General features: G+C 45.9%; 29 protein-coding genes. 28 read left to right on the forward strand and 1 reads right to left on the reverse strand.

What is annotated here, in order from left to right:
- The first annotated feature begins 226 nt into the window (after positions 1 to 226).
- Positions 227 to 796: a DNA-directed RNA polymerase subunit delta gene (rpoE, locus tag MTR82_RS06195; RefSeq protein WP_052650667.1), complete on the forward strand. Its 570-nt coding sequence runs from the start codon at positions 227 to 229 to the stop codon at positions 794 to 796.
- Between the two features lie 157 nt (positions 797 to 953).
- Complete coding sequence (locus tag MTR82_RS06200; protein ID WP_052650668.1) at positions 954 to 2,549, forward strand: CTP synthase; 1,596 nt, start codon at positions 954 to 956, stop codon at positions 2,547 to 2,549.
- A 41-nt stretch (positions 2,550 to 2,590) separates the two neighbouring features.
- Here MTR82_RS06200 and MTR82_RS06205 read toward each other — a convergent pair whose 3' ends face one another.
- On the reverse strand, positions 2,591 to 3,073 hold the full coding sequence (locus MTR82_RS06205) for a DUF2529 family protein (protein WP_246808317.1): 483 nt from the start codon (positions 3,071 to 3,073) through the stop codon (positions 2,591 to 2,593).
- 172 nt (positions 3,074 to 3,245) lie between these two features.
- On the opposite strand from MTR82_RS06205, the gene MTR82_RS06210 reads away from it, so the two are divergent.
- The 26 genes from MTR82_RS06210 to atpG all read left to right on the forward strand — a co-directional run bounded on the left by MTR82_RS06210 (position 3,246) and on the right by atpG (position 26,312).
- The gene (locus MTR82_RS06210) at positions 3,246 to 3,605 is read left to right on the forward strand and encodes a response regulator (RefSeq protein WP_279576973.1); all 360 of its coding nucleotides are present in this window, start codon (positions 3,246 to 3,248) and stop codon (positions 3,603 to 3,605) included.
- Positions 3,606 to 3,690: 85 nt separating this feature from the next.
- Complete coding sequence (locus MTR82_RS06215) at positions 3,691 to 4,548, forward strand: class II fructose-bisphosphate aldolase (RefSeq protein WP_052650671.1); 858 nt, start codon at positions 3,691 to 3,693, stop codon at positions 4,546 to 4,548.
- A 97-nt stretch (positions 4,549 to 4,645) separates the two neighbouring features.
- Positions 4,646 to 5,308, forward strand: a complete 663-nt coding sequence (gene fsa / locus MTR82_RS06220) for a fructose-6-phosphate aldolase (protein ID WP_052650672.1) — start codon at positions 4,646 to 4,648, stop codon at positions 5,306 to 5,308.
- Positions 5,309 to 5,398: 90 nt separating this feature from the next.
- Positions 5,399 to 6,697, forward strand: a complete 1,299-nt coding sequence (locus tag MTR82_RS06225) for a UDP-N-acetylglucosamine 1-carboxyvinyltransferase (RefSeq protein ID WP_246808319.1) — start codon at positions 5,399 to 5,401, stop codon at positions 6,695 to 6,697.
- Positions 6,698 to 6,764: 67 nt separating this feature from the next.
- On the forward strand, positions 6,765 to 7,730 hold the full coding sequence (gene glpX, locus MTR82_RS06230) for a class II fructose-bisphosphatase (protein ID WP_052654387.1): 966 nt from the start codon (positions 6,765 to 6,767) through the stop codon (positions 7,728 to 7,730).
- Between the two features lie 124 nt (positions 7,731 to 7,854).
- Positions 7,855 to 9,138: a transcription termination factor Rho gene (gene rho, locus MTR82_RS06235; RefSeq protein WP_052650674.1), complete on the forward strand. Its 1,284-nt coding sequence runs from the start codon at positions 7,855 to 7,857 to the stop codon at positions 9,136 to 9,138.
- Positions 9,139 to 9,291: 153 nt separating this feature from the next.
- Positions 9,292 to 9,507 carry a 50S ribosomal protein L31 gene (gene rpmE, locus MTR82_RS06240; protein WP_036809761.1) on the forward strand — a complete coding sequence of 72 codons (216 nt, stop codon included), beginning with the start codon at positions 9,292 to 9,294 and terminating at the stop codon, positions 9,505 to 9,507.
- Positions 9,508 to 9,673: 166 nt separating this feature from the next.
- Entirely contained in the window at positions 9,674 to 10,267 is a 594-nt protein-coding gene (locus MTR82_RS06245) for a thymidine kinase (RefSeq protein WP_052650675.1), read from the forward strand.
- A 237-nt stretch (positions 10,268 to 10,504) separates the two neighbouring features.
- Positions 10,505 to 11,578, forward strand: coding sequence for a peptide chain release factor 1 (gene prfA, locus MTR82_RS06250; RefSeq protein WP_052650676.1), 1,074 nt, complete (start codon positions 10,505 to 10,507; stop codon positions 11,576 to 11,578).
- Positions 11,571 to 12,428, forward strand: coding sequence for a peptide chain release factor N(5)-glutamine methyltransferase (prmC, locus tag MTR82_RS06255; RefSeq protein WP_246808320.1), 858 nt, complete (start codon positions 11,571 to 11,573; stop codon positions 12,426 to 12,428). Before prfA ends, prmC begins: the two co-directional genes overlap by 8 nt.
- Before the next feature lie 90 nt (positions 12,429 to 12,518).
- On the forward strand, positions 12,519 to 13,511 hold the full coding sequence (locus MTR82_RS06260) for an L-threonylcarbamoyladenylate synthase (protein ID WP_246808323.1): 993 nt from the start codon (positions 12,519 to 12,521) through the stop codon (positions 13,509 to 13,511).
- A 24-nt stretch (positions 13,512 to 13,535) separates the two neighbouring features.
- A complete protein-coding gene (locus MTR82_RS06265) occupies positions 13,536 to 13,979 on the forward strand; it encodes a low molecular weight protein arginine phosphatase (protein ID WP_052650679.1) in 444 nt (147 codons plus the stop codon).
- 164 nt (positions 13,980 to 14,143) lie between these two features.
- Positions 14,144 to 14,581: a ribose 5-phosphate isomerase B gene (rpiB, locus tag MTR82_RS06270; RefSeq protein WP_052650680.1), complete on the forward strand. Its 438-nt coding sequence runs from the start codon at positions 14,144 to 14,146 to the stop codon at positions 14,579 to 14,581.
- Positions 14,582 to 14,602: 21 nt separating this feature from the next.
- The gene (locus MTR82_RS06275; protein WP_052650681.1) at positions 14,603 to 15,187 is read left to right on the forward strand and encodes a TIGR01440 family protein; all 585 of its coding nucleotides are present in this window, start codon (positions 14,603 to 14,605) and stop codon (positions 15,185 to 15,187) included.
- Positions 15,174 to 16,409, forward strand: a complete 1,236-nt coding sequence (locus MTR82_RS06280; RefSeq protein ID WP_246808324.1) for a serine hydroxymethyltransferase — start codon at positions 15,174 to 15,176, stop codon at positions 16,407 to 16,409. Before MTR82_RS06275 ends, MTR82_RS06280 begins: the two co-directional genes overlap by 14 nt.
- Positions 16,410 to 16,590: 181 nt before the next feature.
- Positions 16,591 to 18,765 (forward strand): EAL domain-containing protein, encoded by a 2,175-nt coding sequence (locus tag MTR82_RS06285; protein ID WP_246808325.1) that lies wholly within the window; start codon positions 16,591 to 16,593, stop codon positions 18,763 to 18,765.
- 155 nt (positions 18,766 to 18,920) lie between these two features.
- Entirely contained in the window at positions 18,921 to 19,550 is a 630-nt protein-coding gene (gene upp / locus MTR82_RS06290; protein WP_052650684.1) for a uracil phosphoribosyltransferase, read from the forward strand.
- 76 nt (positions 19,551 to 19,626) lie between these two features.
- On the forward strand, positions 19,627 to 20,745 hold the full coding sequence (gene wecB, locus MTR82_RS06295; protein ID WP_052650685.1) for a non-hydrolyzing UDP-N-acetylglucosamine 2-epimerase: 1,119 nt from the start codon (positions 19,627 to 19,629) through the stop codon (positions 20,743 to 20,745).
- Positions 20,746 to 20,982: 237 nt separating this feature from the next.
- The gene (locus MTR82_RS06300; protein WP_052654389.1) at positions 20,983 to 21,204 is read left to right on the forward strand and encodes an AtpZ/AtpI family protein; all 222 of its coding nucleotides are present in this window, start codon (positions 20,983 to 20,985) and stop codon (positions 21,202 to 21,204) included.
- Positions 21,205 to 21,207: 3 nt separating this feature from the next.
- A complete protein-coding gene (locus MTR82_RS06305; protein ID WP_235197080.1) occupies positions 21,208 to 21,579 on the forward strand; it encodes an ATP synthase subunit I in 372 nt (123 codons plus the stop codon).
- 27 nt (positions 21,580 to 21,606) lie between these two features.
- On the forward strand, positions 21,607 to 22,317 hold the full coding sequence (atpB, locus tag MTR82_RS06310) for a F0F1 ATP synthase subunit A (RefSeq protein WP_246808327.1): 711 nt from the start codon (positions 21,607 to 21,609) through the stop codon (positions 22,315 to 22,317).
- A 58-nt stretch (positions 22,318 to 22,375) separates the two neighbouring features.
- On the forward strand, positions 22,376 to 22,600 hold the full coding sequence (atpE, locus tag MTR82_RS06315) for a F0F1 ATP synthase subunit C (protein ID WP_006829234.1): 225 nt from the start codon (positions 22,376 to 22,378) through the stop codon (positions 22,598 to 22,600).
- Between the two features lie 162 nt (positions 22,601 to 22,762).
- Complete coding sequence (gene atpF / locus MTR82_RS06320; protein ID WP_052650688.1) at positions 22,763 to 23,284, forward strand: F0F1 ATP synthase subunit B; 522 nt, start codon at positions 22,763 to 22,765, stop codon at positions 23,282 to 23,284.
- The gene (locus tag MTR82_RS06325) at positions 23,281 to 23,811 is read left to right on the forward strand and encodes a F0F1 ATP synthase subunit delta (protein WP_052650689.1); all 531 of its coding nucleotides are present in this window, start codon (positions 23,281 to 23,283) and stop codon (positions 23,809 to 23,811) included. Before atpF ends, MTR82_RS06325 begins: the two co-directional genes overlap by 4 nt.
- Before the next feature lie 28 nt (positions 23,812 to 23,839).
- The gene (gene atpA / locus MTR82_RS06330) at positions 23,840 to 25,348 is read left to right on the forward strand and encodes a F0F1 ATP synthase subunit alpha (RefSeq protein WP_052650690.1); all 1,509 of its coding nucleotides are present in this window, start codon (positions 23,840 to 23,842) and stop codon (positions 25,346 to 25,348) included.
- 106 nt (positions 25,349 to 25,454) lie between these two features.
- Positions 25,455 to 26,312, forward strand: coding sequence for an ATP synthase F1 subunit gamma (gene atpG, locus MTR82_RS06335; RefSeq protein ID WP_052650691.1), 858 nt, complete (start codon positions 25,455 to 25,457; stop codon positions 26,310 to 26,312).
- Positions 26,313 to 26,406: the final 94 nt, after the last annotated feature.

The following is a 26,406-nucleotide window of genomic DNA, read 5'->3' on the forward strand; positions in this document are numbered from 1 at the left end:
CCATGTCGAAATATGCGCATTATCTCATCATCCTCCTCTGCCTCGTCCTTACCTTCTTTCTCTACAACAAGGCGCTCGGATCCATTCCATTTTTGATCTTGTCGTTATACTTGTTTTATTTCGGCTGGAGGCAGCTGGGTAGCAGAAAAAAGAAAACACGGTAGCGGAGCGCAACTACTTTGTATATAATGAATTAAGTTAAGATAGAAGAAGGGACGTGCACAGATTGAAAATCCGTGAATTATCAAAAGAAGAATTAGTGGAAGAGTCGTTTGTCGACTTAGCCTATGCACTTTTAGAAGAAACACACGAAACAAAAACTTATCCGGAGATTGTTGCAGAAATTGAACAATTGCTCGGTTTATCTAAAGAGGATATGAAAAAACGTCTGGCTCAGTTCTACACAGACATGAATATTGACGGCCGCTTCCTGATCTTGGGCGAAAACCGTTGGGGCCTTCGCGAGTGGTACCCGGTTGAGCAGATCGAAGAAGAGTCGGCGCCGACAGTTAAGGCACGCAAGAAAAAAGCGAAAGTCGCAGACGACGACGGCTTTGATGATTTGGATCTGGAGCTTGAAGATGAATTGGAATTCGACGACTTCGATGAAAGCGATGACGACGATGACGAGGAAGACGACGATGACGCGGATGAACTATTGAAAGTTCCGGAAGTGGAAGTCCTTGATTTCGACGTGGAAGATGAAGACGATGACAATGACGGCGTCCTTGTAGAAGATTTGGACGGCAACATCATTGATGAAGAAGATGAAGATGAGGAAGATGATCTGAAGTAATCAGAACATTTTTTTACCTTGACTTATGCGGTGAGACTGGATAAGATTTTACTGGGCTCCTTAAAATAGGAGACATGATTTATACAGTTTACGCGCTCCCTCTGCACTTGCAGGCGGGGCGCTTTTTATTTTTTAAAAATTAGAGGAGGAAGCAGGCATGACAAAGTATATATTTGTGACTGGCGGCGTTGTATCGTCATTGGGAAAAGGGATTACAGCCGCGTCGCTTGGGCGTTTATTGAAAAATAGAGGGTTGAACGTCACGATCCAAAAATTTGATCCATACATCAACATTGATCCCGGGACGATGAGCCCGTACCAGCACGGGGAAGTGTTCGTAACAGACGACGGCGCGGAAACGGATTTGGATTTGGGGCATTACGAGCGTTTCATCGACATCAATTTAAATAAATACTCTAACGTAACGACAGGGAAAGTATACTCAACTGTTATCCAAAAAGAACGCCGCGGCGATTACTTGGGCGGAACCGTTCAAGTGATTCCGCATATCACAAACGAAATCAAAGATCGCTTGCTGCGCGCTGCGAAAACAGCGAAAGCGGATGTGGTCATCACTGAAATCGGTGGAACTGTCGGGGATATCGAATCGCTTCCGTTCCTTGAAGCCATTCGCCAAATGCGTTCAGACCTTGGCCGCGAAGAAGTCATGTACATCCATTGTACGTTGATCCCGTACCTGGGCGCTGCAAAGGAAATGAAAACGAAGCCGACGCAGCACAGCGTAAAAGAATTGCGCAGCTTAGGGATTCAGCCAAACTTGATCGTGGTCCGCACCGAACATGAAGTGCCTCAGGACATGAAAGACAAAATCGCTTTGTTCTGCGACATTAAAGCGGAAGAAGTGATCGAATCCCGCGACGTTGACGTGATCTACGAAATGCCGCTTCGCTTGAAAGAACAAAACATGGACCAGATCGTCCTGGACCATTTCGGCATCGAAGCGCCGGAAGCGGATATGGGCGAATGGATTGAACTGGTCGAAAAAGTGAAATCCTTATCGAAGAAAGTGCGCATCGGCCTTGTCGGGAAATACGTGGAACTTCAAGATGCCTACATTTCCGTAGTGGAAGCGTTGAAACACGCCGGCTTTGCATTTGATGCAGATATCGAAGTGGATTGGATCAATGCAGAGCACATCAACGCTGAAAACGTAGAAGAGAAACTCGGAAACTGCGACGGCATCCTGGTTCCGGGCGGATTTGGAGACCGCGGAGTCGAAGGGAAAATCGTTGCGACCAAATACGCACGCGAAAACAATGTGCCGTTCTTCGGAATCTGCCTTGGCATGCAATTGGCTTCAGTCGAATTTGCACGCAGCATCATGAACTTTGACGATGCCCATTCATCTGAGCTGGATCCGAAAACTTCATATCCGGTCATCGATCTTCTTCCGGAACAAAAAGACATTGAAGATTTAGGCGGAACGCTTCGCCTTGGCCTGTACCCGGCGAAATTGGAAGTGGGTTCAAAAGCGCATGAAGCATACGGCGAAGAAATTGTTTACGAACGCCATCGCCACCGCTACGAATTCAATAACGAATACCGTGAGCAATTCGAAGCAGCCGGCTTTAAATTCTCCGGCACGAGCCCGGATGGCCGCCTCGTGGAAATTATTGAAGTTGCAGACCATCCTTGGTTTGTCGCTTGCCAATTCCATCCGGAGTTCATCTCGCGTCCGAACCGTCCGCAGCCGCTCTTCAGAGAGTTTGTTAGAGCTTCTTTAAATAACTAAACCAAAAAATCCTCCCCGGGAAATTTCCCGGGGAGGATTTTTTATTCGGCGAGCATTTCGTCGATGATCAGTTTGACAGCGTGGTAAATAAACAAGGCACCCATTGCATAAGGAACCAACGTGCGCCCGCCGTCGTCTGTAGGAATAAGGCCCTTGGAAATGCCGAGTGAAATGAACGCATCGGCTTCTAGCTCTCTTGCAACGCCCGTCACCATGGCAAACGGAATACCTGCATCGTTCAAGCGTCCAGCCAGTTCATCGCCTTCATCATTCGGGGCCAGAATCCATACACGGTCTGCGCTCGTCAGAATGCTGTCAGGCTTCCAATCGACGGCGCTTGCAAGCGGTTCAACGCCGTTTAGCGCCGTCTCGACAACGGCTTTCATTTCACCGAAAGCTGCGAGAAAGATGTTCCCTTCGCCGACTGCAGCTTGCGCCAACACTCTTGCCGTGTCTTCAACAGCTTCTTCCTGCTTTGCCAGGCGCTGAAGCAGCCCGGCGGTTTGAGTAGCCAACATTTTCATTTCCTTCACCTCTCTTTTCATTATAGCCAAACAAAAGAAAAGATTAAGCTTTCCGGCTGTCCAAATCCAAAATGGCTAAAAAAGAACTGGAAAGTATTGGTGGAAATAAAAGCGGCGATTCAGTAGAATGAAATTAGAGTGGAGAAAGCTGGAAGAGAAGGGAGCAATACGGTTGAAAACGATATTGATTGTAGATGACCAGATGGGAATCCGTCTTTTATTGAATGAAGTATTTAAAAAAGAGGGGTACGATACCTTGACGGCTGCAAATGGCAACCAAGCCCTTCAAACGGCAGGCGAAAAGCAATTGGATATCGTCTTGCTCGATATGAAAATTCCAGGAATGGACGGCATTGAAATCTTAAAGAATTTAAAGCAGATCCAGCCGGACGTCCAAGTCATCATGATGACCGCTTACGGCGAACTGGACCTGATCGAAGAATCAATCACCAACGGAGCATCCTGTTATTTTACAAAACCGTTCGATGTATTCGAGATACGCGAAGCTGTAAAGCAATTGTTGGCAGACTGATACACGCAGAAGTGGCGAAAGCACAGCGTTTTTGGTATAGTATAAAGGATATTTGGATAAGAGTAGAGCTTAGGAGGAATTGTGAATGGCATTAGTTTCAATGAAAGATATGATGATCAAAGGGAAACAGGAAGGTTATGCAATCGGTCAATTCAATTTGAATAACCTCGAGTTTACCCAAGCAATTTTACAAGCTGCACAAGAAGAAAACTCGCCGGTAATTTTAGGCGTATCTGAAGGGGCAGCGCGTTATATGGGCGGTTTCACCACTGTAGTACATATGGTGAAAGGCTTAATGCATGATTACAAAATTACAGTGCCAGTGGCGATTCACCTAGATCACGGTTCTAGCTTTGAAAAATGCAAAGAAGCGATTGATGCTGGATTTACATCTGTCATGATTGATGCTTCGCATCACCCATTCGAAGAAAACGTCGAAATCACAAAACAAGTGGTAGAGTACGCGCATCAGCACAACGTTTCTGTTGAAGCGGAGCTTGGAACTGTAGGCGGCCAGGAAGACGATGTCATCGCTGACGGCGTGATCTACGCAGATCCGCAGGAATGCAAGCAGCTCGTTGACCAGACAGGCATCGATTGTTTAGCGCCAGCTCTAGGATCTGTCCACGGACCTTATAAAGGCGAACCGAATTTAGGTTTTAAAGAAATGGAAGAAATCTCTCAACTATGTGATGTTCCGCTTGTCTTGCACGGCGGCACAGGCATTCCGACAAAAGACATTCAACGTTCTGTATCACTTGGAACAGCGAAAATCAACGTCAATACAGAAAACCAGATTGCGTCTGCGAAAGCGGTCCGCGAAGCATTGGCTAAAGACGCGGAAATGTATGATCCGCGCAAATACTTGACGCCGGCACGCGATGCAATCAAAGCGACAGTCATCGGCAAAATGCGTGAATTCGGAAGTTCGAACAAAGCGTAATCGATTGACCGGCAAAACCATAAACTAAAACTGGGAAAGGGAGAAGCGTCCGAGTGGTCTCTTCTTCCTTTTTCCAAATTACAGGAGGAAAACAACAATGAAATTTTTTATTGATACAGCAAACTTCGAAGAAATCAAAGAAGCGCATTCATGGGGCATCCTTTCAGGCGTAACGACAAACCCGTCCCTAGTGGCGAAAGAGAAAAACGTTTCTTTCCATGACCGCTTAAAAGAAATTGCAGCTTTGGTCGACGGTTCAATCAGCGGCGAAGTTATCGCACTTGATGCAGAGGGCATGATCAAAGAAGGCCGTGAACTGGCTGCACTTGCGCCAAACATCACGGTGAAATTGCCAATGACTCCAGATGGTTTGAAAGCATGTTCAACACTTGCAGCAGAAGGCATTAAAGTAAACGTTACGTTGATTTTCAGTGCGAACCAAGCTCTTCTTGCAGCTCGTGCCGGTGCTTCATATGTTTCTCCTTTCCTTGGGCGCTTAGATGATATCGGACATAACGGCATGGATTTGATTGCGACAATTGCAGATATTTTTGCTATCCATGACATCAAAGCCGAAATCATTGCCGCTTCAATCCGCCATCCGCAGCACGTAACGGACGCAGCTCTAAACGGTGCCCATATCGGAACGATGCCGATCAAAGTCATGCAGCAAATGTTCAAGCACCCATTGACTGACAAAGGCATCGAAGCATTCTTGGCAGATTGGGAAAAACGCTCAGTTGAAGAAGAGGCAAAGTAAAACGGCACGGCAATCAAATTTCAAGAATCAGCAGGCCAATTGTTTAAATCTGCTGATTCTCGAAGTAAGGCAAAGGAGAAATTAGATCTGATGGATGTATATAAAGTAAAAGGCGGTAAACGCTTGTCGGGCACGATTAAAGTGAATGGCGCAAAAAACAGTGCAGTGGCTTTGATTCCTGCATCAATTTTAGCGAATTCACCTGTGCAAATCGAAGGTTTACCGGAAATTTCTGACGTCTGGACACTGAAAAATATTCTTGAAGAGATCGGTGGAGAAGTTTCTTTCGAAGACGGAACCATGAACATCGATCCGACCAATATGGTTGATATCCCTCTGCCAAATGGAAACGTTAAAAAACTCCGTGCTTCCTATTATATGATGGGCGCTATGCTTGGACGATTTAAGCACGCAGCCATCGGTTTGCCGGGCGGCTGCTTTTTAGGGCCTCGTCCAATCGATCAGCACATCAAAGGATTTGAAGCGCTTGGAGCGAAAGTTACAAACGAACACGGTGCGATTTATTTGCGTGCAGATGAGCTTCGCGGAGCGAAAATCTATCTGGATGTCGTGAGTGTTGGCGCGACGATCAATATCATGCTGGCGGCAGTGCTTGCAAAAGGGCAGACCGTTATTGAAAATGCGGCTAAAGAACCCGAAATCATTGATGTTGCTACTTTACTGACGAATATGGGAGCGAAAATCAAAGGGGCAGGGACCAATGTAATCCGGATTGACGGCGTTGAAGAATTGCATGGCACGAACCATACGATCATTCCAGACCGTATTGAAGCCGGTACATTCATGATCATGGCGGCGGCAGTTGGAGATGGCATCACGATCGATAACGTCATTCCCTTCCATATGGAAGCTTTAACCGCGAAACTGCGTGAAATGGGCGTGGACGTGCAAGAAGGCGAAGAATCCATTTACATTCCAAAAGCTGAAAAATTGCAGGCGATTGATGTGAAAACGCTTGTGTACCCTGGATTCGCAACCGATCTGCAGCAGCCGTTCTCTGTATTGATGACGCAGGCAACCGGCTCTTCGATGATTACCGATACAATTTATTCGGCTCGTTTCAAACATATCGATGAACTTCGCCGCATGAATGCAAGTGGTCGTGTGGAAGGCCGGGCTGCAATTATTACCGGGCCGACGCCATTGACTTCCGCTACTGTTGTAGCATCTGATTTGCGTGCCGGTGCGGCATTGATCATCGCGGGTTTGCTGGCTGACGGTGAAACTGAAATCCGTGAAATTTACCATATCGAACGCGGCTATTCTGCGATTGTCCAAAAATTGCAGGGGCTGGGTGCTGATATCCGCCGAGAAACGATCGATCCGGTCAGCAGCGCAAAATCTGATTTCGGACGCAGCGCGAATTGACTTCTTTTTGGCTGATGTAAACAGGCTGCAAAAAATGAACAAATAGCTGAACTGGAGGAAATGAATGATGGAACGAAGTTTATCGATGGAATTGGTGCGCATTACAGAAGCGGCAGCTATTGCATCCTCAAAGTGGATGGGCCGTGGACTGAAAAACGAAGCTGACGATGCAGCGACTACTGCAATGAGAAATGTATTTGATACGATTCCGATGCGCGGAGTCGTCGTCATTGGCGAAGGCGAAATGGATGAAGCTCCGATGCTTTATATCGGTGAAGAACTCGGAACGGGGCAAGGTCCGGAAGTGGACGTGGCAGTCGATCCTTTGGAAGGAACGAATATTGTCGCAGCCGGGGGCTGGAACGCTCTTGCAGTATTGGCGATTGCCGACCGCGGAAATTTATTGAATGCACCGGATATGTACATGGAAAAAATTGCAGTGGGCCCTGAATCGGTTGGCAAAATTGATATTAACGCACCCGTCATCGAGAATCTCCGGGCAGTGGCAAAAGCGAAAAACAAAGACATAGAAGACTTGGTGGCGACTGTGATGAACCGTCCGCGGCATGATCAAATCATTCATGAAATCCGCGAAGCCGGAGCCCGGATCAAACTGATCGACGACGGCGACGTGGCTGGTGCCATCAATACGGCTTTTGACCAGACAGGCGTCGATATTCTGTTTGGAATTGGCGGCGCACCGGAAGGCGTGATCGCTGCAGTCGGCTTGAAATGCCTCGGCGGCGAATTGCAGGGCAAACTATTGCCGCAAAACGAAGAAGAAGCACAGCGCTGCATCGATATGGGAATCGACGTTACGAAAGTCCTGAAAATGGACGACTTAGTAAAAGGCGACGATGCGATATTTGCGGCAACAGGTGTAACGGACGGCGAGTTGCTTCGCGGCGTTCAACTAAAAGGCGGTTTTGCAGAAAGCCACACTTTAGTTATGCGTGCGAAATCAGGAACTGTCCGCTTTATCGAAGGCCGTCACAGCTTGAAGAAAAAACCGAATCTTGTCATGCACGATTAATGATCCTGCTTCTCAATGGGTCCGGCTCTATGCCGGACTCCTTCTTTAAAGATCTTCCAATCATTGCAACGACTGATCCTCAACAAATTAACCCTAAAAAATGACTAAGAGTGGTGTCTGACACATGACAACGATAACAATTTCCGCATTGGAAAATATGACGCTAAAAGAACTTTATAATTTAGCAAAAGAATATAAATTGACGAATTACAGCAAATTGACGAAAAAAGAATTGATTTTTGCTATCTTGAAAACCCGTGCGGAACAAGAAGGATTTTTCTTCATGGAAGGCGTGCTAGAAATCATCCAGTCCGAAGGCTTTGGTTTCTTGCGCCCGATCAATTACTCGCCAAGTTCTCAGGACATCTATATTTCCGCGTCGCAAATCCGCCGCTTCGATTTGAGAAATGGCGATAAAGTTTCGGGGAAAGTCCGTCCGCCAAAAGAAAATGAACGCTATTTCGGATTGCTGCAAGTCGAAGCCGTGAACGGCGAAGATCCGGAAGTGGCAAAAGAACGTGTCCATTTCCCGGGATTGACGCCGCTTTACCCGGACCGCCATATCCGTCTGGAAACGTCGCCAAAACATTTATCAACACGGATCATGGATTTGGTTGCCCCAGTCGGATTTGGGCAGCGCGGATTGATTGTCGCTCCGCCGAAAGCCGGCAAAACGATGCTATTGAAAGAAATCGCTAATTCCATTACGACCAACCATCCGGAAGCGGAATTGATTGTGCTGTTGATTGATGAGCGTCCGGAAGAAGTGACCGATATTGAACGGTCCGTCAATGCCGACGTGGTTTCTTCCACATTCGATGAAGTTCCGGAAAATCATGTGAAAGTGGCTGAGCTTGTATTAGAGCGAGCAATGCGCTTGGTCGAACACAAGCGGGATGTTATCATATTAATGGATTCCATCACACGCCTTGCGCGAGCATATAATTTGGTCATTCCTCCAAGTGGGCGTACACTATCAGGAGGGATTGATCCAGCCGCTTTCCACCGGCCGAAACGATTCTTCGGAGCCGCGCGCAATATTGAAGAAGGCGGCAGTTTGACCATTCTTGCGACAGCATTAGTCGATACCGGTTCACGGATGGATGAAGTCATCTACGAAGAATTTAAAGGAACGGGCAACATGGAATTGCATTTGGACCGCAGTTTAGCGGAACGCCGCATTTTCCCGGCGCTCGATATCCGCCGTTCAGGAACGCGGAAAGAAGAATTGCTCATCGGAGCCGATCAGCTCGATAAGCTTTGGACGATCCGCAAAACTTTCTCGGATTCACCGGATTTCGGGGAGCGTTTCTTGAAAAAGCTCGGCCAAACAAAATCCAATGAAGAATTTTTTGAACAGCTTAACAGCGAATTGAAAGCTCATCGAAGCACTAAAAAGATGATCTAATTAGTTGCAAATGAGCGAAAGATTTGTTATGATTATGAGAGTGAATTAAAACAGTGCTATTGCATATATGGCCTAAAGAGCCATGTAAGGCAATAGTCAAAATAGATTATTAAACTCTGTTCCAGATGGTTCAGGGCGGGAGGAGAAACAATAATGAAAACAGGTATTCATCCAGACTACAAACAAGCTACAGTAACTTGCTCTTGCGGGAACTCTTTCACAACAGGTTCTGTAAAAGAAAACATCAACGTCGAGCTTTGCTCTGAATGTCATCCATTCTACACTGGACGTCAGAAATTCGCAGCAGCAGATGGCCGCGTAGACCGTTTCAACAAAAAATACGGCATCAAAGAAGAAATCAACCAGTAATAGTAAAGAATATACCTGCTTTGCGCGAAAACGCGAAGCAGGTATTTTTTCGTTTAAAGACACATTTTGAGCGTTAAATCTTTTACATAATCGAGAAAAAAGCAGTAATTCAGCCCGATTTTGGGTATGATGAATAATGATAAAGTTGTTTGAAAGGGGCTTATTTATGTACGTTATGAAACAATCCGGTTGGGTTGAACTGATTTGCGGAAGCATGTTTTCGGGGAAATCAGAAGAGTTGATCCGCCGTGTGCGCCGCGCACAATTTGCCAAACAAAAGATTGCAGTTTTTAAACCGAAAATCGATGACCGCTACAGCAAAGAAGCGGTTGTTTCCCATAATGGCGCAACAGTGATTGCCTTGCCGATTCAGCATTCAAAGGAAATCTGGGACTATATCTCCGATGATTTCGACGTAATCGCTATTGATGAAGCTCAATTCTTCGATGAACAGATCATTGAGAATGTCCAGAAATTAGCAGACCACGGATTTCGTGTAATTGTTGCCGGTTTAGACCAGGATTTCAGAGGACGTCCATTCGGGCCGATGCCGATTCTATTGTCGATCGCCGAACAAGTGACAAAACTTCAAGCCGTTTGCACCGTTTGCGGATCTCCAGCAAGCCGGACGCAGCGCCTGATTGACGGCAAGCCCGCTGGTTCTGACGACCCGACCATATTAGTCGGCGCTTCAGAAGCCTATGAGCCCCGCTGCCGCCATCACCATGAAGTGCCTGCTGGCGTGACAGTGGCGAAATAGCTTATGTTGGAAGCTTCCTAAACAAGGTGAAACTATTTTTTTGCCCGTTATATTAATTAAATCGTTATATAAGTTGAACTAATGATTTGTACAAACCGATATTCCGCAAAACAGCTGCGCTTGCCGGGGACATGCGCTAAGCCGTGTCCATAGCGCCGAAGCGGTGTATTAATGCTACTTCTTTCATCCAACTTATATAGTTTAAGTATAAATATGTGAATTAGAGGTGAAGCAGCAATGTTCGATAGATTACAAGCAGTAGAAGACAGGTACGACCGCTTAAATGAGTTATTAAGCGACCCGGCGATTGTCAGCGATACAAACAAATTGCGCGATTACTCAAAAGAGCAGTCGGATTTGCAGGAAACAGTGGAAGCATACCGCGAATACAAAGAAATCACTTCCCAGTTGAATGATGCAAAAGCGATGTTCGATGAGAAGCTTGATGCCGAGATGCGTGAAATGGTCAAAGAAGAAGTGAACGAATTGGAAGCGCAAGCGAAAGCGATTGAAGACCGTTTACATGTATTATTGATTCCGAAAGACCCGAATGACGACAAAAACGTGATCATGGAAATCCGGGGAGCTGCCGGCGGAGACGAAGCGGCGCTGTTTGCGGGGGACCTTTACCGCATGTACAGCCGATTTGCTGAATCAAATGGCTGGAAAGTGAGCATCATGGATTCCAATCCGACAGGGCTCGGCGGATTCAAGGAATTGGTCTTCATGGTTACCGGAAAAGGCGCTTATTCAAAATTGAAATATGAAAATGGTGCCCACCGGGTGCAGCGGGTTCCGGAAACGGAATCAGGCGGCCGGATCCATACTTCGACAGCAACAGTCGCTTGCCTGCCGGAAGTGGAAGAAGTGGAAGTTGAAATCCATGACAACGACATCCGTGTCGACACATATGCATCATCTGGTGCAGGGGGCCAGTCGGTCAACACGACAATGTCGGCTGTCCGTTTGACCCATATTCCGACCAATACAGTGGTAACGTGCCAGGATGAAAAATCCCAGATCAAGAACAAAGCGAGTGCGATGAAAGTGCTTCGTGCCCGTGTATACGATAAATTCCAACAAGAAGCGCAAGCGGAATATGATGCGGTCCGGAAATCAGCAGTCGGAACAGGCGATCGTTCTGAGCGGATCCGTACGTATAACTTCCCGCAAAACCGCGTTACAGATCACCGGATCGGCTTGACGATCCAAAAACTGGATCAGATTCTTCAAGGCAAGATGGATGAAGTCATTGATGCTTTGATCATTGAAGAGCAATCAGCCAGAATGGAAAGCTTAAACAATGACTAATAGAAAATACATTTTCGAGGCCCTCCAAGGGGCTTCTTCTTTTTTAAAGAGCAATGGCCGTGAAGAAGCGGCTGCGCGGATTATCCTCCAGCATGAGCTGGGACTCTCCCATGCAGGGCTGCTTGCTTCAATGCGCGAAGAGTTGGAAGAAGAGAAATTCCGCGAGTTTTGGGATAAAATTGAATTGCATGCATCCGGTACGCCGGTTCAGCATATAACGGGCACCGAAGAGTTTTATGGACGCTCTTTCCGAGTCAATGCGCAAGTGCTAATTCCGAGGCCGGAAACAGAAGAGCTGATTGAAGAAACTTTAAAAATAGCCGCTCGCTATTTCCCGGAAGGCAATCCTTCAATCGCGGATATAGGCACAGGTAGCGGTGTGATTGCGATCACCATGAAATGCGAGTTGCCGGCTGCGAAAGTGACAGCAACGGATATTTCAGAAGAAGCTTTAGCGGTTGCGAAAGACAATGCCAAGCGTTTGAATGCAGATGTCGCGTTTGAATCAGGAGATTTGCTGGAACCGGTCAAAGAGCGGAAATGGGATATTGTATTATCCAATCCTCCGTATATCGGCTACGAAGAAGCCCCTGATTTATCGGACAGTGTACGTGATTTCGAACCTCATACTGCTTTATTTGCAGAAAATGAAGGCTTGGCATTGTATGAAAAAATGGCTGCAGGACTTCCGGAAATTGTGGATAAACCCAGCATTATCGGCTTTGAAATCGGTTATGCACAGGGAGAAGCCGTGAGAGCCTTCCTAAAAGCTGCTTTTCCGGAAGCGAATGTATATGTAAAAAAAGATATCAACAAAAAGGACCGGATGGTTTTTTGCATAAACGAATAAGTTGCCAACATATTTTAAACAGAATAGATGAAGTTATCCACGAATTGTGCATAACTTCATCAAAAACTAGTGATAATAGGAGATGTTTATATGGAAACGGAAACCATACTTGTGGATAGGAATGTGAATAAAGAAGAAACTTATTCACAGGCTGTGGAAATGCTGCAAACTGGTGAAGTTGTTGCTTTTCCGACGGAAACTGTTTATGGGCTTGGAGCGGATGCTACAAATGCAGAGGCAGTGGCAAAAATCTTTGCTGCGAAAGGGCGCCCGGCAGACAATCCATTAATCGTTCATGTGGATTCAAAAGAAAGTGCGTTGAATTACGTGCAAAATGTTGGCCCGAAAGCGATTCAATGCATGGAAACCTTCTGGCCTGGAGCACTGACGTTGATTCTGCAAACGAAACCAGGCGTTTTTGCTGAAAACGTCACAGCCAGCCTATCCACAGTTGGAATTCGAGTGCCGAACCACCCGGTAGCCTTGAATTTGCTGAAGCGTGTGAAATTGCCGATTGCGGCACCAAGTGCCAATACAAGCGGCAAGCCGAGCCCGACGTTAGCGGAGCATGTCTATCACGATATGGAAGGGACTATTCCATTGATTTTGGATGGCGGTGCGACGATGATAGGGATTGAATCGACCGTATTGGATATGACCAGTGAACCGCCGGTGATCCTTCGTCCCGGCAAGATCACAAAAAAAGATTTAGAAGCGGTGATCGGCACCGTCCGGCTGTCTTCAGAAATTCAAGGGAATATCCCCAAATCACCGGGAATGAAATATATCCATTATGCGCCTGAAGCACCGGTCTATTTGATTGAAAAGACAGACGGGCTAATAGAGAAGGCGATAGCGCATGTGCAAAATGACGGCAAAAAAGTGGCCATTCTAAGTTCGGAGAAACACCCGAGTGCGGATTATTGTTTCCCGCTTTCAGAGGAAACGCTTTATGCTAGCTTGCGCAAATGCGATCAAACGGATGCGGATTTAATTTTGGCGGCAATTTCTGCAGATGCCAATCGAAGTGAAGCGATGATGAATCGGTTAGAAAAAGCAGCTGACCATAAATGGTTCAGTTAATGATGCGAAAAGAGGGGAAATAACATGAATATTTTCTTTGTTTGTACCGGGAATACATGCAGAAGCCCGATGGCGGAAGCCATTTTAACAGCGAAGCAACTGCCGGGTGTGGAAGTTCGTTCCGCCGGCATCTTTGCTGGAGAATCGCCGATGTCGTCCCATGCCCAAACGGTTTTAGGCGATCAAGGAATCGACTTTGCCCACACCTCTAAACAGCTGATGCCTGAAGATATGGAATGGGCAACATTGATCTTGACGATGACCGAATCGCATCGGACATTCCTGCTGCAGAATTTTCCTGAATACGCGACAAAAATCTACACATTAAAAGAATTTGCAAACGGTTCTGCAGCAGACGTCAGCGATCCGTACGGCGGCTCTTTATCCACTTATCAGTCTACGTTCAATGAACTGCACGGCCTGATCAACCAAGTGGCTGGGAAATTGAATAGAGAAATGGAGCGATAACATACAAGCCTATGCGGGTTTGTATGTTTTTTCATATAATGATGTTAAAATAAAGTGAACCATCGTTGAGGGAACTCGTGTGAACGAAAATCTCCCAGCGAAGCAAAAGTAAGTGGAATGCAGTTTGGCGTTTCGCTTTATCCGAAAAGAAAAGAGGGTTTTTAATGAAAATTGCAATCTCATCAGATCACGGCGGAAATAATCTTCGTAAAGAAATCGTCAACTTATTAAACGAACTTGGCATGGAATATCAAGATTTTGGGCCGCATACAGATGACTCGGTCGACTATCCGGATTATGCAACACCGGTTGCGGAAAGAGTCGCCAGCGGAGAATTTGACCGCGGCATCCTTATTTGCGGGACAGGAATTGGCATGTCCATTGCCGCTAACAAAGTAAAAGGCATCCGTTGCGCGCTTGTGCATGATGTATTCAGTGCAAAAGCGACAAGAGGGCATAATGATTCAAACGTTCTGGCAATGGGCGAACGCGTTATCGGCCCCGGACTCGCGCGTGAAATTGCAGAGACGTGGCTGACTGAAGAATTCGAAGGCGGACGCCACCAAAAACGCGTTCAAAAAATCTCGGATTTGGAAAAATAAAAAACTGAAGGAGTGGCTGGCATGCAACCCTTATGGCAATTACAGCTTGAAGAAGCTTTAAGTGAATTGGAGCAGGAAATTCAATTTAAAAATGGCCAAGTATTTGTCGTCGGCTGCTCAACTTCAGAAGTTGTAGGCAAACGGATCGGGACAGCTGGCGGCCTGGATATAGCCGAAAGTTTGTTTGAACCCTTGCAGAATTTTGCAGACCGCCACCGGATCTTTTTGGCTTTCCAAGGATGCGAGCATATCAATCGGGCGTTGACACTCGAGCGGGAAGCAGCTGAAAAATACGGCTGGGAGCCTGTGTCAGTCGTGCCGGTGCCAAAAGCGGGGGGTTCGATGAGCGCATTCGCTTATTCAAATTTAAAAGATCCGGTTGTTGTGGAAGAAGTGCAGGCGCATGCCGGAATCGACATCGGACAGACAATGATTGGCATGCATTTAAAAAGAGTAGCCGTTCCTGTGCGAACTTCTGTTAAACTAGTAGGAGAAGCGATTGTCTCAGCTGCAACCACTCGGCCGAAATTGATTGGCGGGGAACGCGCTAGGTACGATCGTGAGCTTGTTCAACTACAGGAGGGAATAACAGATGGAATTGATTAAGACGCAGGACCAGGCAGTTTATGAAGCAATGCAAGCGGAAAAAGAACGTCAGGAATCGAACATCGAACTTATCGCATCTGAAAACTTTGTATCACAAGCAGTGATGGACGCCCAAGGCTCAGTACTTACGAATAAGTATGCTGAAGGTTATCCAAACAAACGCTATTACGGCGGCTGCGAATATGTGGATATCGTAGAAAACATTGCTCGTGATCGCCTGAAAGAAATCTTCGGCGCGGACCATGCCAACGTACAGCCGCATTCCGGATCACAAGCCAATATGGCCGTTTATACCGCGGTTCTAGAAAAAGGCGACACGATTTTAGGGATGAACTTGAACCATGGCGGACATTTAACGCATGGCAGTAAAGTGAATTTCAGTGGAATGCAGTACAATTTCGTCGAGTACGGGGTAACAGAAGACAATCAACTGATCGATTATGAAACGGTTCGACAGGCCGCTCTTGAGCACAAACCGAAAATGATTGTTGCTGGAACAAGTGCTTATTCACGCCAACTGGACTTTGCTAAATTCCGTGAAATCGCGGATGAAGTTGGCGCGTATTTAATGGTGGATATGGCGCATATTGCGGGACTTGTTGCAGTCGGTGCCCATCCAAACCCGGTTCCGCATGCCCATTTCGTCACATCGACCACACATAAAACTTTGCGCGGGCCTCGCGGCGGGTTGATTCTTTGCAAAGAGGAATTTGCTAAGAAAATCGATAAAACGATTTTCCCGGGAATTCAAGGCGGGCCGTTAATGCACGTCATTGCTGCAAAAGCGGTTGCATTTGGCGAAGCGCAGCAGCCTGAATTTAAAACTTATATCGAACAAGTGGTAAAAAATGCCAATGCACTGGCTGAAGGATTGAAAGCTGAAGGCGTAGATATCGTCTCTGGCGGAACAGACAACCACTTGATGCTGATTGACCTTCGTTCACTCGGTCTAACCGGAAAAGTGGCGGAGCACGTATTGGATGAAGTCGGAATCACGACAAATAAAAATACGATTCCATATGATCCGGAAAGCCCGTTTGTCACGTCAGGCATCCGTTTAGGAACGCCGGCTGTCACTTCACGCGGCTTTAAAGAACCGGAAATGAAAGAAATTGCATCGATTATTGCATCCTTGCTGAAAAATCCTGAGGATGAAAATGCGAAAAAAGAAGCTGCTGAACGCACTGCAAAGCTCACAGCTAGTTTTCCATTATACAAATAAGGGAATACAGCTGCCAAGGAGTAAGTTAGGCAGCTGTATTTTTTCCTCTTTTTTGAAAAACACTCTCTCTATTTTGGGAGGAAAACGGGGAATTTCGTTAAAAATGTTACTTATTCCTATTTTCTTCAGAAACCTGCCATACATAGAATACATTAACTAAGGGAAGCTGGGTGAACCGCGTATGCCGACTCACGAAATACATGAAGAGAAAAAAGTGATCATTAATTGGCTGCGGCGTTTGGGAATGGAATTCCAGACAGGTTTTATTGTGCTGAATACAGAGTTGGAAAACCATCCGATCATTTATGCCAACCAATCCTTTTTAGAGATGAGCGGCTACGAGGAAGAGGAAGTTTTGGGGCAGAATGGCAAGTTTATGCATGGCTCGAAAACGGATAAACGGGTCGGACAGAAAATCAGAAACTGCATGGAATCGAAAAAAGCGGGCATTTTTGAAATCGTTAATTATCGCAAAGACGGGCTGCCTTTCTGGAACGAAATCACGATCCAGCCAATTATCATGCATGAAACGGACTTTACGTTCACGATCATGCTGCAGCGGGATATTACCGACCGCAAGCGCGCAGAAGCATTGATCAATTTGCAGCAGCAAATCCATAACGATATGGGAAAAGGCTATCTGTTGAGCTTTTTGCTTCAAAAAGCATGCGATACAGTGGAATCTTTTTTCAAAGACGATACGAAATGCACGGTGCTTTTTGTCAATGATGCCGGCTACTTTCAAGTAGGGGCCGGAAAATCGATGCCAAGTGAATTTCATGATAAAGTCGAGCAAATTCAGTCTTCTCCGGTGACGGGTACGTGCGGAGCCGCTTTCCACACCAATCAAACAGTCATAGTGGAAGACATGAAGGCGAGTCCGCTGTGGAATGGCCATCAATATCTGGTGGAGGAGCTTCACCTTACTTCCAGCTGGTCGGTGCCGATCGATGACGCAAATGACAAAGCAATCGGGACATTCGGCATCTATTTCACAGACAAGACATTGCCGACTGAAGAGGACATTGCCTTCGTGGAGCAGATTGGCTCCATTGTGTCTTTGACGGTAAGGTATTCGCAGCAGCAAGAAGAAATCTTGCGTTTAGCGTATACCGATAAAGAAACCGCTTTGCCGAACCGGAATTATTTCATCAATGAGTTAAAAGAATTGCTGGATGAAAAGAAAGAGGGCTTTGTCGCTTTCGTTTCAGCAGATGAATATATTAAAGTAGTCGACCAGTACGGCCATACTGCAGGAGATGCACTCATCCGGGAAATCGGCAAACGTTTCTTAAGAGCTGGCATGTCTGCAAATCATGTCATCGCACGCTTTTCCGATTCGACCATCGCGTTAGTCAACTTGAATCCGTTAGGCGATGTGCCTGCGTATTTAGAAAAGTTATCGCAATGTGTGATCGAACCGACCAATGTGCAAGATATGGAATTGTTTTTAACGTTAAAAATGGGCGTCGCACTGATTACGCCGAAACAGCAAGATGAGAAAGAACTGATCCGCTATGCAGACAGCGCGCTGTCAAAAGCAAAATTGCGGGCGGGGGAATCCATCTGTTATTTTGAAAATGAACACGATGATTTCATGATGAGGGACTTGCGGATCGCCAATGAATTATCGGCTGCGCTGCGCCGCGAGGAAATCGATGTCCACCTTCAGCCGAAAGTGGATTTGAAATCAGGAAAAATCATCAGCTTTGAAGCTTTGGCCCGTTGGAATTCTCCGGAGCTTGGCAGTATTGCACCGGATGTCTTCATTCCGGCAGCGGAAAAGAACGGCAAAATCCGTCTATTGGAACAAGTTGTTTTTAAACGGGTGCTTACCTGGCTGAAAAAGCGCAAAGAACTGGGGCTTGAATTGCGCCAGGTCGCTGTCAATATCTCAGCTGATCATTTCTTCCACCATTCGTTCATTCCACATTTAGTTGACCGAATGGCTGAATACGGCATTGAACACAAATGGATCCAACTTGAAATCACCGAGCGGATCGGCTTCGTGGATATCGAAACCGCCCATCAGGTGTTTAAGAAATTAAACCGCTACGGCTTCACAAGCTCTGTGGATGATTTCGGAACGGGCTATTCATCGCTCAGTTATTTGCAGAAGCTGCCGGTCAGTGAAATTAAAATCGATCGTTCATTCATTTCCAATATGCATGAACACGGAACGCTTGCGATCGTCAGAACGATCATTCAACTGGCGGAAAACTTGAACATGACTGCTGTCGCAGAAGGCATCGAAACAGAGCAGCAGCGAAGCATATTAGTTTCGCTCGGCTGCCGGGTAGGGCAGGGCTATTTCTATTACCGTCCGATGTCGCTCGAAGAAGCCAACCTTTTATAAACAAACCGGAGTTTTTCGCTTCGGTTTTTTATTTTGCCGATTTTTGAGCGGCGGATGACAATTAACTGAAAAATTGCAATGCGAACTACAAGCCCAAGCGGCCTAAATTTTCTGTTATACTAGTTAAGATAAATTTTAAAGAGGAGAGATGTGCCGTGGGAAAAGTACATGTATTTGATCATCCGTTGATCCAGCATAAAGTGACTTATATCCGTGATAAATCCACAGGAACAAAAGAATTCCGCGAATTGGTAGACGAAATTGCTACATTGATGGCTTTTGAGATTACGAGAGATTTACCGTTGGAGGATATTGAAGTTGAAACGCCCGTCCAAATGACGACTTCGAAAATACTGGCAGGGAAGAAATTAGGCGTCGTCCCAATTCTCCGTGCAGGAATCGGCATGGTCGATGGAATTTTGAAATTGATTCCAGCGGCAAAAGTCGGGCATATCGGCCTTTACCGTGACCCGGAAACTTTGCAGCCGGTTGAATACTACTTTAAAATGCCGTCAGATGTCCAAGAGCGCGAGTTAATTGTTGTAGACCCGATGCTTGCTACAGGAGGATCTGCCATTGAAGCAGTAAACTCACTTAAAAAACGTGGAGCTGTCAAAATCCGCTTCATGTGCATCATCGCAGCTCCAGAAGGTGTAGAAGCTTTGCAAAAAGCGCATCCGGATGTGGATATTTACATTGCGGCACTTGATGAGAAATTGAATGACCACGGTTACATCGTTCCAGGACTTGGAGATGCCGGCGACAGATTGTTCGGCACGAAATAAGAAAAGCGGAAGCGATTGCTGTAAGCAGAGGCAATCATTTCCTAACTCAAATAATATGAAAACGAGGTTGATTAGTTTGACGAAAAAGTGGAAAGTAATGACGATCTTTGGCACGCGCCCGGAAGCAATCAAAATGGCGCCTCTAGTGCTCGAGCTTCAAAAGCATCCGGAAACAATCGAGCCGATTGTGACGGTAACAGCTCAGCATAGACAGATGCTCGATCAAGTGCTTGAGACATTTCAGATTACGCCGGATTACGATTTGAATATTATGAAAGACCGCCAATCATTGAGCGACGTCACGACGCGTGCTTTGCTTGGCTTAGACGAAGTGATGAAAAAAGCGCAGCCGGACATCGTGTTGGTGCACGGCGATACAACAACAACTTTCGTGGCGAGCTTGGCAGCGTTCTACAATCAGATTGCCATCGGCCATGTAGAAGCAGGCTTGCGTACGCACAATAAATACTCGCCGTATCCGGAAGAGATGAACCGCCAACTGACGGGCGTAATGGCCGATATCCACTTTTCGCCGACTGAAAAATCTGCACAGAATTTGCGCAATGAAAACAAAAAAGAAGAAACCATCTACATTACCGGCAATACAGCAATCGATGCGTTGAAAACGACTGTGCGTGAAACGTATAGCCATCCGATCCTTGAAAAGATCGGCGAAGACCGGATGATCTTGTTGACAGCCCACCGCCGTGAAAACTTAGGCGAGCCGATGCGCAATATGTTCCGTGCCATCAAACGGTTGATTCAAGAACACGATGACATCCAAGTCGTGTACCCGGTGCATATGAATCCGGCAGTTCGTGAAGTGGCAGATGAAATTCTCGGACGCGATTCGCGCATCCATTTGATCGAACCGCTGGAAGTCTTGGATTTCCATAACTTTGCGGCACGTTCATTCTTTATACTGACAGATTCAGGCGGCGTCCAGGAAGAAGCTCCGTCGCTAGGCAAGCCGGTACTCGTTCTTCGCGATACGACAGAACGCCCGGAAGGAATCGATGCTGGCACATTGAAACTTGCCGGAACAGAAGAAGAAACGATCTATTCAATGGCAAAAGAATTGTTGACAGATGAAAGCGCCTATAAAGAAATGTCGCATGCTTCAAACCCTTACGGGGACGGAGAGGCTTCACGCCGGATCGTTGAAGCGCTGCACACTTATTTTTCTGAGAAATAAGCGGCGAAATGGTTGAGAGGACATGTCGGACACGAATTTGTCAAGAATATGTCGGAGGGTATTTGCTTGTGAAGTTTTTCACTTCTAGGAATTGACATGATTTTACCCCTATTGTATGCTTACAAAGGGTATGCATGAGAAGGTTTTCTTACATATAGATGTTGTTCCGAAAGCCTGATGCGACTGCTCTTTTATAGGGGTAAAATGTCAAATCAAACGAAACTCGAGGGGTTTATCATGCGCCCAACAAAAAGTCCCTTACAAGCGATGGCACTTTACAGTGCTATCCTCTCACAACTTGTCGGGTCCGTGCTCATCGGTACGTTCACAGGTATGTGGCTCGATGAACAATTCGGAACCGCCCCGCTTTTCTTAATCATCTGCTTGCTCACGGGCATGTTTGCCGGTGTGTGGGCAATGCTGCAGACCGTCCGAAAATTCGAATCAGGAGACAAATGAAAAATGGATGGACTTAGGGAGATATATACAAGACTAAAAAGAATGATTTATTTCATCCTGGCGGCCTTCGTTATTGGTTGGGGGTTTACCCCTTATCAAGAGGTATTCGCCGGTCTGTTGATCGGAACTTTGTTCGGCATTTATAATATGTGGATTCTGGTTCGCCGGATGGAAAAATTCGACCGGGCGGTGGCAGAAGGCTCGAAGGTTCGTTCGCTTGGAACGGCATTACGGTTTGCATCAGGTGTAGCTGCTGTAGCGATGGCATTATTGTTCGCTGAGCATATTCACTTGGTCAGTACAGTAATCGGGTTGATGATCCCTTATGTTCTGCTGTTGGCAGAACGGATTGTTTATCATGTGAAACACCATTAAGAAAGTGGAAAGAGAGGTGAAACTATCGTGGGTCATGAAGCTCCTATGCTTGAAGTGTTCGGGATCTGGTTTAACTTATCGAACGTTATGATGCTCATCGTAGCCGCTGTTATCGTATTTCTAATTGCCTTCATTTCTACTCGGAATTTAAAGCTTAAGCCAACCGGCATGCAAAATTTCATGGAATGGGTAATGGATTTCGTAAAAGGGCTGATCAAGAGCAACATGGACTGGAAAGACGGCGGGCGATTCCACGTACTCGGAATTACGCTGATCATGTTCATTTTCGTTTCGAATATGTTAGGTCTTCCGTTCTCGATCATTGTCTATGGCGAACTGTGGTGGAAATCCCCGACAGCTGATCCAACAGTGACAATGACTTTGGCCGCCATGGTCATCATTTTGAGCCATTATTATGGCATCAAGCTCAAAGGGTTGGGAGAATACGGTGCAGGTTATTTAAAACCGATGCCATTCTTGTTCCCGTTGAAAATCATTGAGGAGTTCGCAAATACGCTGACACTTGGTCTGCGTCTTTACGGTAATATCTATGCAGGTGAAATCTTGCTTAGCTTATTAGCGGGACTCGGCGGAGCTGGCGTTGTCGGCTTTACAACGGCTATCATTCCGATGATGGCTTGGCAAGGATTCTCGATCTTTATCGGTGCAATCCAAGCATTTATTTTCGTTATGTTGACGATGGTTTATTTATCGCATAAAGTTGCCGACGACCATTGAGTATAAACTGTTCAAATTGAGCAGAAAAAAACAACTATCCTGAGGAGGACAAATTACAATGACAGGTTCATTAGGTTTATTAGCAGCAGCAATCGCAGTAGGTTTAGCAGCACTAGGCGCAGGTATTGGTAACGGTCTTATCGTATCAAAAACAGTTGAAGGGATCGCTCGCCAGCCAGAAGCTCGTGGCGTTCTTCAAACAACTATGTTCATCGGGGTTGCATTGGTTGAGGCATTGCCAATCATTGCTGTAGTTATCGCGTTCATCGTTATGAACCAATAGTAGTAGCTTTTCATACATTATGCTAAATGGCGGGAATGCTTCGGCAGGTTTTTCGCCATTTATGTTTGTATGGCCCATTTCAAATTTGAATAAACATCTTATATTAAAGATCTTATAATAGAAGAAACTGAATTTTAGGCTCTTGAAGGGAGTGAAACAATCGTGTTTTTTGATCACCTCGTACTCGGTGCATCCGGGGAGTTTTTGAACGTCGGAGATATCATCGCTACACTAGCAGTTTTCATTATTTTGATGCTGTTATTGAAAAAGTTCGCATGGGGTCCTTTGATGGGAATCATGCAGCAGCGTGAAGAATTGATCGCTAGTGAAATCGTAACGGCTGAAAACAGCCGCCAGGAATCACAAAAAATGCTTGAAGAACAGCGCACTTTGTTAAAAGAAGCGCGTACGCAAGCACAAGAAATCGTTGAGAATGCTAAAAAACAAGGCGAAGTTTCGCGTCAGGACATTATCTCGACTGCGCGTGCTGAAGCTGGCCGCATGAAAGATGCAGCTGTCCAAGAAATTGCGAACGAACGTGAAAAAGCGATTTCTGCAGTACGCGAAGAAGTTGTGGCATTGTCATTGCTTGCAGCATCTAGAGTGTTGGAAAAAGAAATCTCTGAAGAAGACAACCGCCAGTTGATTAACGAAACGATTGCGAAGGCAGGCGAAGTGCAATGAGCCAAGTCTCAGAACGCTACGCATTAGCTTTATTCCAAATCGCTCAAAAACATGAAGTGGTTGATAAAGTAGAAATGGATTTGCGTGAAGTGAAGAAAGTCTTTAACTTGACTCCGGAACTTTACAACTTGATCGTTTCTCCTAAACTATCAGCTGAAAAAAGAACAAATCTAATCAGTGAAGTATTCAATGGCGTGAACGTTTACGTTATGAACACACTTCAATTGATGGCAGAACGCCGCCGCTTGAACGAAGTCAGCGGATTAGCTGATGAGTTCATTAACTTATCGAACGAAGCACAGGGAATCGAAGATGCCAAAGTTTATTCGATCCGTCCGTTGACGGAAGAAGAGCGTGCATCGATTTCTGCGACTTTCGCTAAAAAAATCGGTAAGCAATCTTTGCGCATCGAAAACATCATTGATCCATCCCTAATCGGTGGATTGCGTCTTCAAATCGGAAACCGCATTTATGACAGCAGCATCAGCTCGAAATTGGGCCGCTTGCAACGTCAGTTGATCGGTTAATTCAGGAAATTATGAGAGGGTGAAATACATGAGCATCAAAGCTGAAGAAATCAGTGTCTTGATCAAACAGCAGATTGAAAATTATCAATCTGAGATGAAAGTTGACGACGTCGGTACAGTAATCACGATTGGTGATGGTATCGCACGCGCTCATGGCCTCGACAACATCATGGCTGGAGAACTTGTTGAGTTCTCTACTGGTGTCCTGGGTATGGCACAAAACTTGGAAGCCAACAACGTTGGTATCATCATCCTTGGGCCTTACACAGACATCAAAGAAGGCGATGAAGTACGTCGGACTGGCCGCATTATGGAAGTACCGGTAGGACAAGAACTAATCGGACGTGTCGTAAATCCGCTTGGCCAACCAGTTGATGGTCTTGGACCGATCAACACAACAAAAACTCGCCCGATCGAAAGCCCTGCACAAGGGGTTATGGCCCGTAAATCGGTTCATGAACCACTTCAAACAGGGATCAAAGCGATCGATGCTCTAGTGCCAATCGGCCGTGGACAGCGCGAATTGATCATCGGTGACCGCCAGACAGGTAAAACTTCTGTAGCGATCGATACGATTTTGAACCAGGCTGACCAAGACATGATTTGTATCTATGTAGCAATCGGACAAAAAGAATCTACTGTACGTAACGTAGTAGAAACTTTGCGTAAAAACGGTGCTTTGGATTACACAATCGTCGTGACGGCATCTGCATCTCAACCAGCTCCATTATTGTACTTGGCTCCTTATGCCGGTATTTCAATGGCGGAAGAGTTCATGTTCGATGGCAAACACGTTTTGATCGTATATGATGATTTGACTAAACAGGCTTCGGCTTACCGCGAATTGTCGCTATTGCTACGCCGTCCTCCAGGCCGCGAAGCATATCCAGGGGATGTTTTCTACTTGCACTCCCGTCTATTGGAACGCGCTGCAAAATTGAATGAAACATTGGGTGCTGGTTCGATTACAGCTCTTCCATTCGTTGAAACGCAAGCGGGCGATATTTCTGCTTACATTCCAACAAACGTAATTTCGATTACGGATGGACAAATCTTCCTTCAATCGGATCTATTCTTCTCGGGTGTACGTCCAGCGATCAACGCAGGTCTTTCTGTATCACGTGTTGGTGGTTCAGCTCAGATCAAAGCGATGAAAAAAGTTGCAGGTACATTGCGCCTTGACTTGGCTGCATACCGTGAGCTAGAGTCGTTCTCTCAATTCGGTTCAGATCTTGATGCAGCTACTGCAGCAAAACTTGAGCGTGGGAAACGTACAGTTGAAGTATTGAAACAAGATTTGAACAATCCAATCAAAGTTGAAAAACAAGTTGTCATCTTCTATGCCTTGACTCGCGGATTCCTTGATGATATTCCGGTTCAAGATATCCAACGTTTCGAAGCTGAATTGACAAGCTGGCTGGATTCTAACCACACAGAAGTTTTAGAAACTATCCGCACTACGCAAGGTTTGCCTTCTGACGAAGCATTTGGCGCAGCAATCAACGAATTCAAACGCACATTCGCAAAATCAGAATAAGAGAAGCTTCACATTCAGCAGCTTCATAAGTTGCTGCTGAATGGAAGTGCCTTAAACAAACTTTCGTTCGGACTAGAAGAAAAAATAATAAGGTGGTGAAATACCAGTGGCATCTTTACGCGATATAAAAAACCGCATTACGTCAACCAAGAAAACAAGCCAGATCACAAGAGCGATGCAGATGGTTTCTGCATCAAAGTTGAACCGTGCTGAATTGAATGCGAAAGCGTTCGTTCCTTATATGGAAAAAATTCAGGAGGTTGTCGCTTCAATCGCGGCCGGATCAAATGATACGAGCCATGCAATGATGACGACACGCCCCGTACAAAAAACTGCTTATCTTGTCATCACTTCGGATCGTGGATTAGTAGGCGGATACAATAGTAATATTCTTCGTACAGTGATGAGCAAAATCCGTCAGCGCCATACCTCAAATGACGAGTTCGTTATCTTAAGTATTGGCCGTAAAGGACGGGATTTCTTTGCTAAGCAGGGAATGACGATTCTAGATAGTGCAATCGCACTTCCAGATCACCCGAGTTTCGCTGATATTAAAGAAATAACGCGCAAAGCTGTTGGTATGTTCTCAGATGGTACGTATGATGAAGTTTATATGTACTACAATCACTTTGTCTCTGCTATTCAGCAAGAAGTTACCGAAAAGAAAGTTTTGCCATTAACGGATATCGAAACGACTGGTTCAACTGCTTCTTACGAGTTTGACCCATCAGCCGAAGCGATTTTGGAAGTTCTTCTTCCCCAATATGCAGAAAGCTTGATTTTTGGTGCAGTTCTTGACGGTAAGGCAAGTGAACACGCTGCGTCCATGACCGCTATGAAGAGCGCAACCGATAATGCAAGTGAGTTGATCGATGGATTGACTCTATCATATAACCGTGCCCGCCAGGCAGCGATCACTCAGGAAATCACTGAGATCGTCGGCGGAGCAGCCGCGTTAGAATAGAACAGAAAAGCTGGTGCGCCTAGCCGATCGGATTGGTTTTAAACCACGAAAAGCCGGGTGCCGAAGCCTTTAACCATACGAAAAAAAGTAAGAC

This window comes from Planococcus ruber, assembly GCF_022819085.1.
GTDB classification, from domain to species: domain Bacteria; phylum Bacillota; class Bacilli; order Bacillales_A; family Planococcaceae; genus Planococcus; species Planococcus ruber.

Excerpts from the sequence above, each read along its gene's own strand:
- MTR82_RS06200 (WP_052650668.1), top strand. The coding sequence starts at position 954 with ATGACAAAGTATATATTTGTGACTGGCGGCGTTGTATCGTCATTGGGA.
- MTR82_RS06205 (WP_246808317.1), bottom strand. The coding sequence starts at position 3,073 with ATGAAAATGTTGGCTACTCAAACCGCCGGGCTGCTTCAGCGCCTGGCA.
- MTR82_RS06215 (WP_052650671.1), top strand. The coding sequence starts at position 3,691 with ATGGCATTAGTTTCAATGAAAGATATGATGATCAAAGGGAAACAGGAA.
- fsa (WP_052650672.1), top strand. The coding sequence starts at position 4,646 with ATGAAATTTTTTATTGATACAGCAAACTTCGAAGAAATCAAAGAAGCG.
- MTR82_RS06225 (WP_246808319.1), top strand. The coding sequence starts at position 5,399 with ATGGATGTATATAAAGTAAAAGGCGGTAAACGCTTGTCGGGCACGATT.
- glpX (WP_052654387.1), top strand. The coding sequence starts at position 6,765 with ATGGAACGAAGTTTATCGATGGAATTGGTGCGCATTACAGAAGCGGCA.
- rho (WP_052650674.1), top strand. The coding sequence starts at position 7,855 with ATGACAACGATAACAATTTCCGCATTGGAAAATATGACGCTAAAAGAA.
- rpmE (WP_036809761.1), top strand. The coding sequence starts at position 9,292 with ATGAAAACAGGTATTCATCCAGACTACAAACAAGCTACAGTAACTTGC.
- MTR82_RS06245 (WP_052650675.1), top strand. The coding sequence starts at position 9,674 with ATGTACGTTATGAAACAATCCGGTTGGGTTGAACTGATTTGCGGAAGC.
- prfA (WP_052650676.1), top strand. The coding sequence starts at position 10,505 with ATGTTCGATAGATTACAAGCAGTAGAAGACAGGTACGACCGCTTAAAT.
- prmC (WP_246808320.1), top strand. The coding sequence starts at position 11,571 with ATGACTAATAGAAAATACATTTTCGAGGCCCTCCAAGGGGCTTCTTCT.
- MTR82_RS06260 (WP_246808323.1), top strand. The coding sequence starts at position 12,519 with ATGGAAACGGAAACCATACTTGTGGATAGGAATGTGAATAAAGAAGAA.
- MTR82_RS06265 (WP_052650679.1), top strand. The coding sequence starts at position 13,536 with ATGAATATTTTCTTTGTTTGTACCGGGAATACATGCAGAAGCCCGATG.
- rpiB (WP_052650680.1), top strand. The coding sequence starts at position 14,144 with ATGAAAATTGCAATCTCATCAGATCACGGCGGAAATAATCTTCGTAAA.
- MTR82_RS06275 (WP_052650681.1), top strand. The coding sequence starts at position 14,603 with ATGCAACCCTTATGGCAATTACAGCTTGAAGAAGCTTTAAGTGAATTG.
- MTR82_RS06280 (WP_246808324.1), top strand. The coding sequence starts at position 15,174 with ATGGAATTGATTAAGACGCAGGACCAGGCAGTTTATGAAGCAATGCAA.
- MTR82_RS06285 (WP_246808325.1), top strand. The coding sequence starts at position 16,591 with ATGCCGACTCACGAAATACATGAAGAGAAAAAAGTGATCATTAATTGG.
- MTR82_RS06300 (WP_052654389.1), top strand. The coding sequence starts at position 20,983 with ATGCGCCCAACAAAAAGTCCCTTACAAGCGATGGCACTTTACAGTGCT.
- MTR82_RS06305 (WP_235197080.1), top strand. The coding sequence starts at position 21,208 with ATGGATGGACTTAGGGAGATATATACAAGACTAAAAAGAATGATTTAT.
- atpE (WP_006829234.1), top strand. The coding sequence starts at position 22,376 with ATGACAGGTTCATTAGGTTTATTAGCAGCAGCAATCGCAGTAGGTTTA.
- MTR82_RS06325 (WP_052650689.1), top strand. The coding sequence starts at position 23,281 with ATGAGCCAAGTCTCAGAACGCTACGCATTAGCTTTATTCCAAATCGCT.
- atpA (WP_052650690.1), top strand. The coding sequence starts at position 23,840 with ATGAGCATCAAAGCTGAAGAAATCAGTGTCTTGATCAAACAGCAGATT.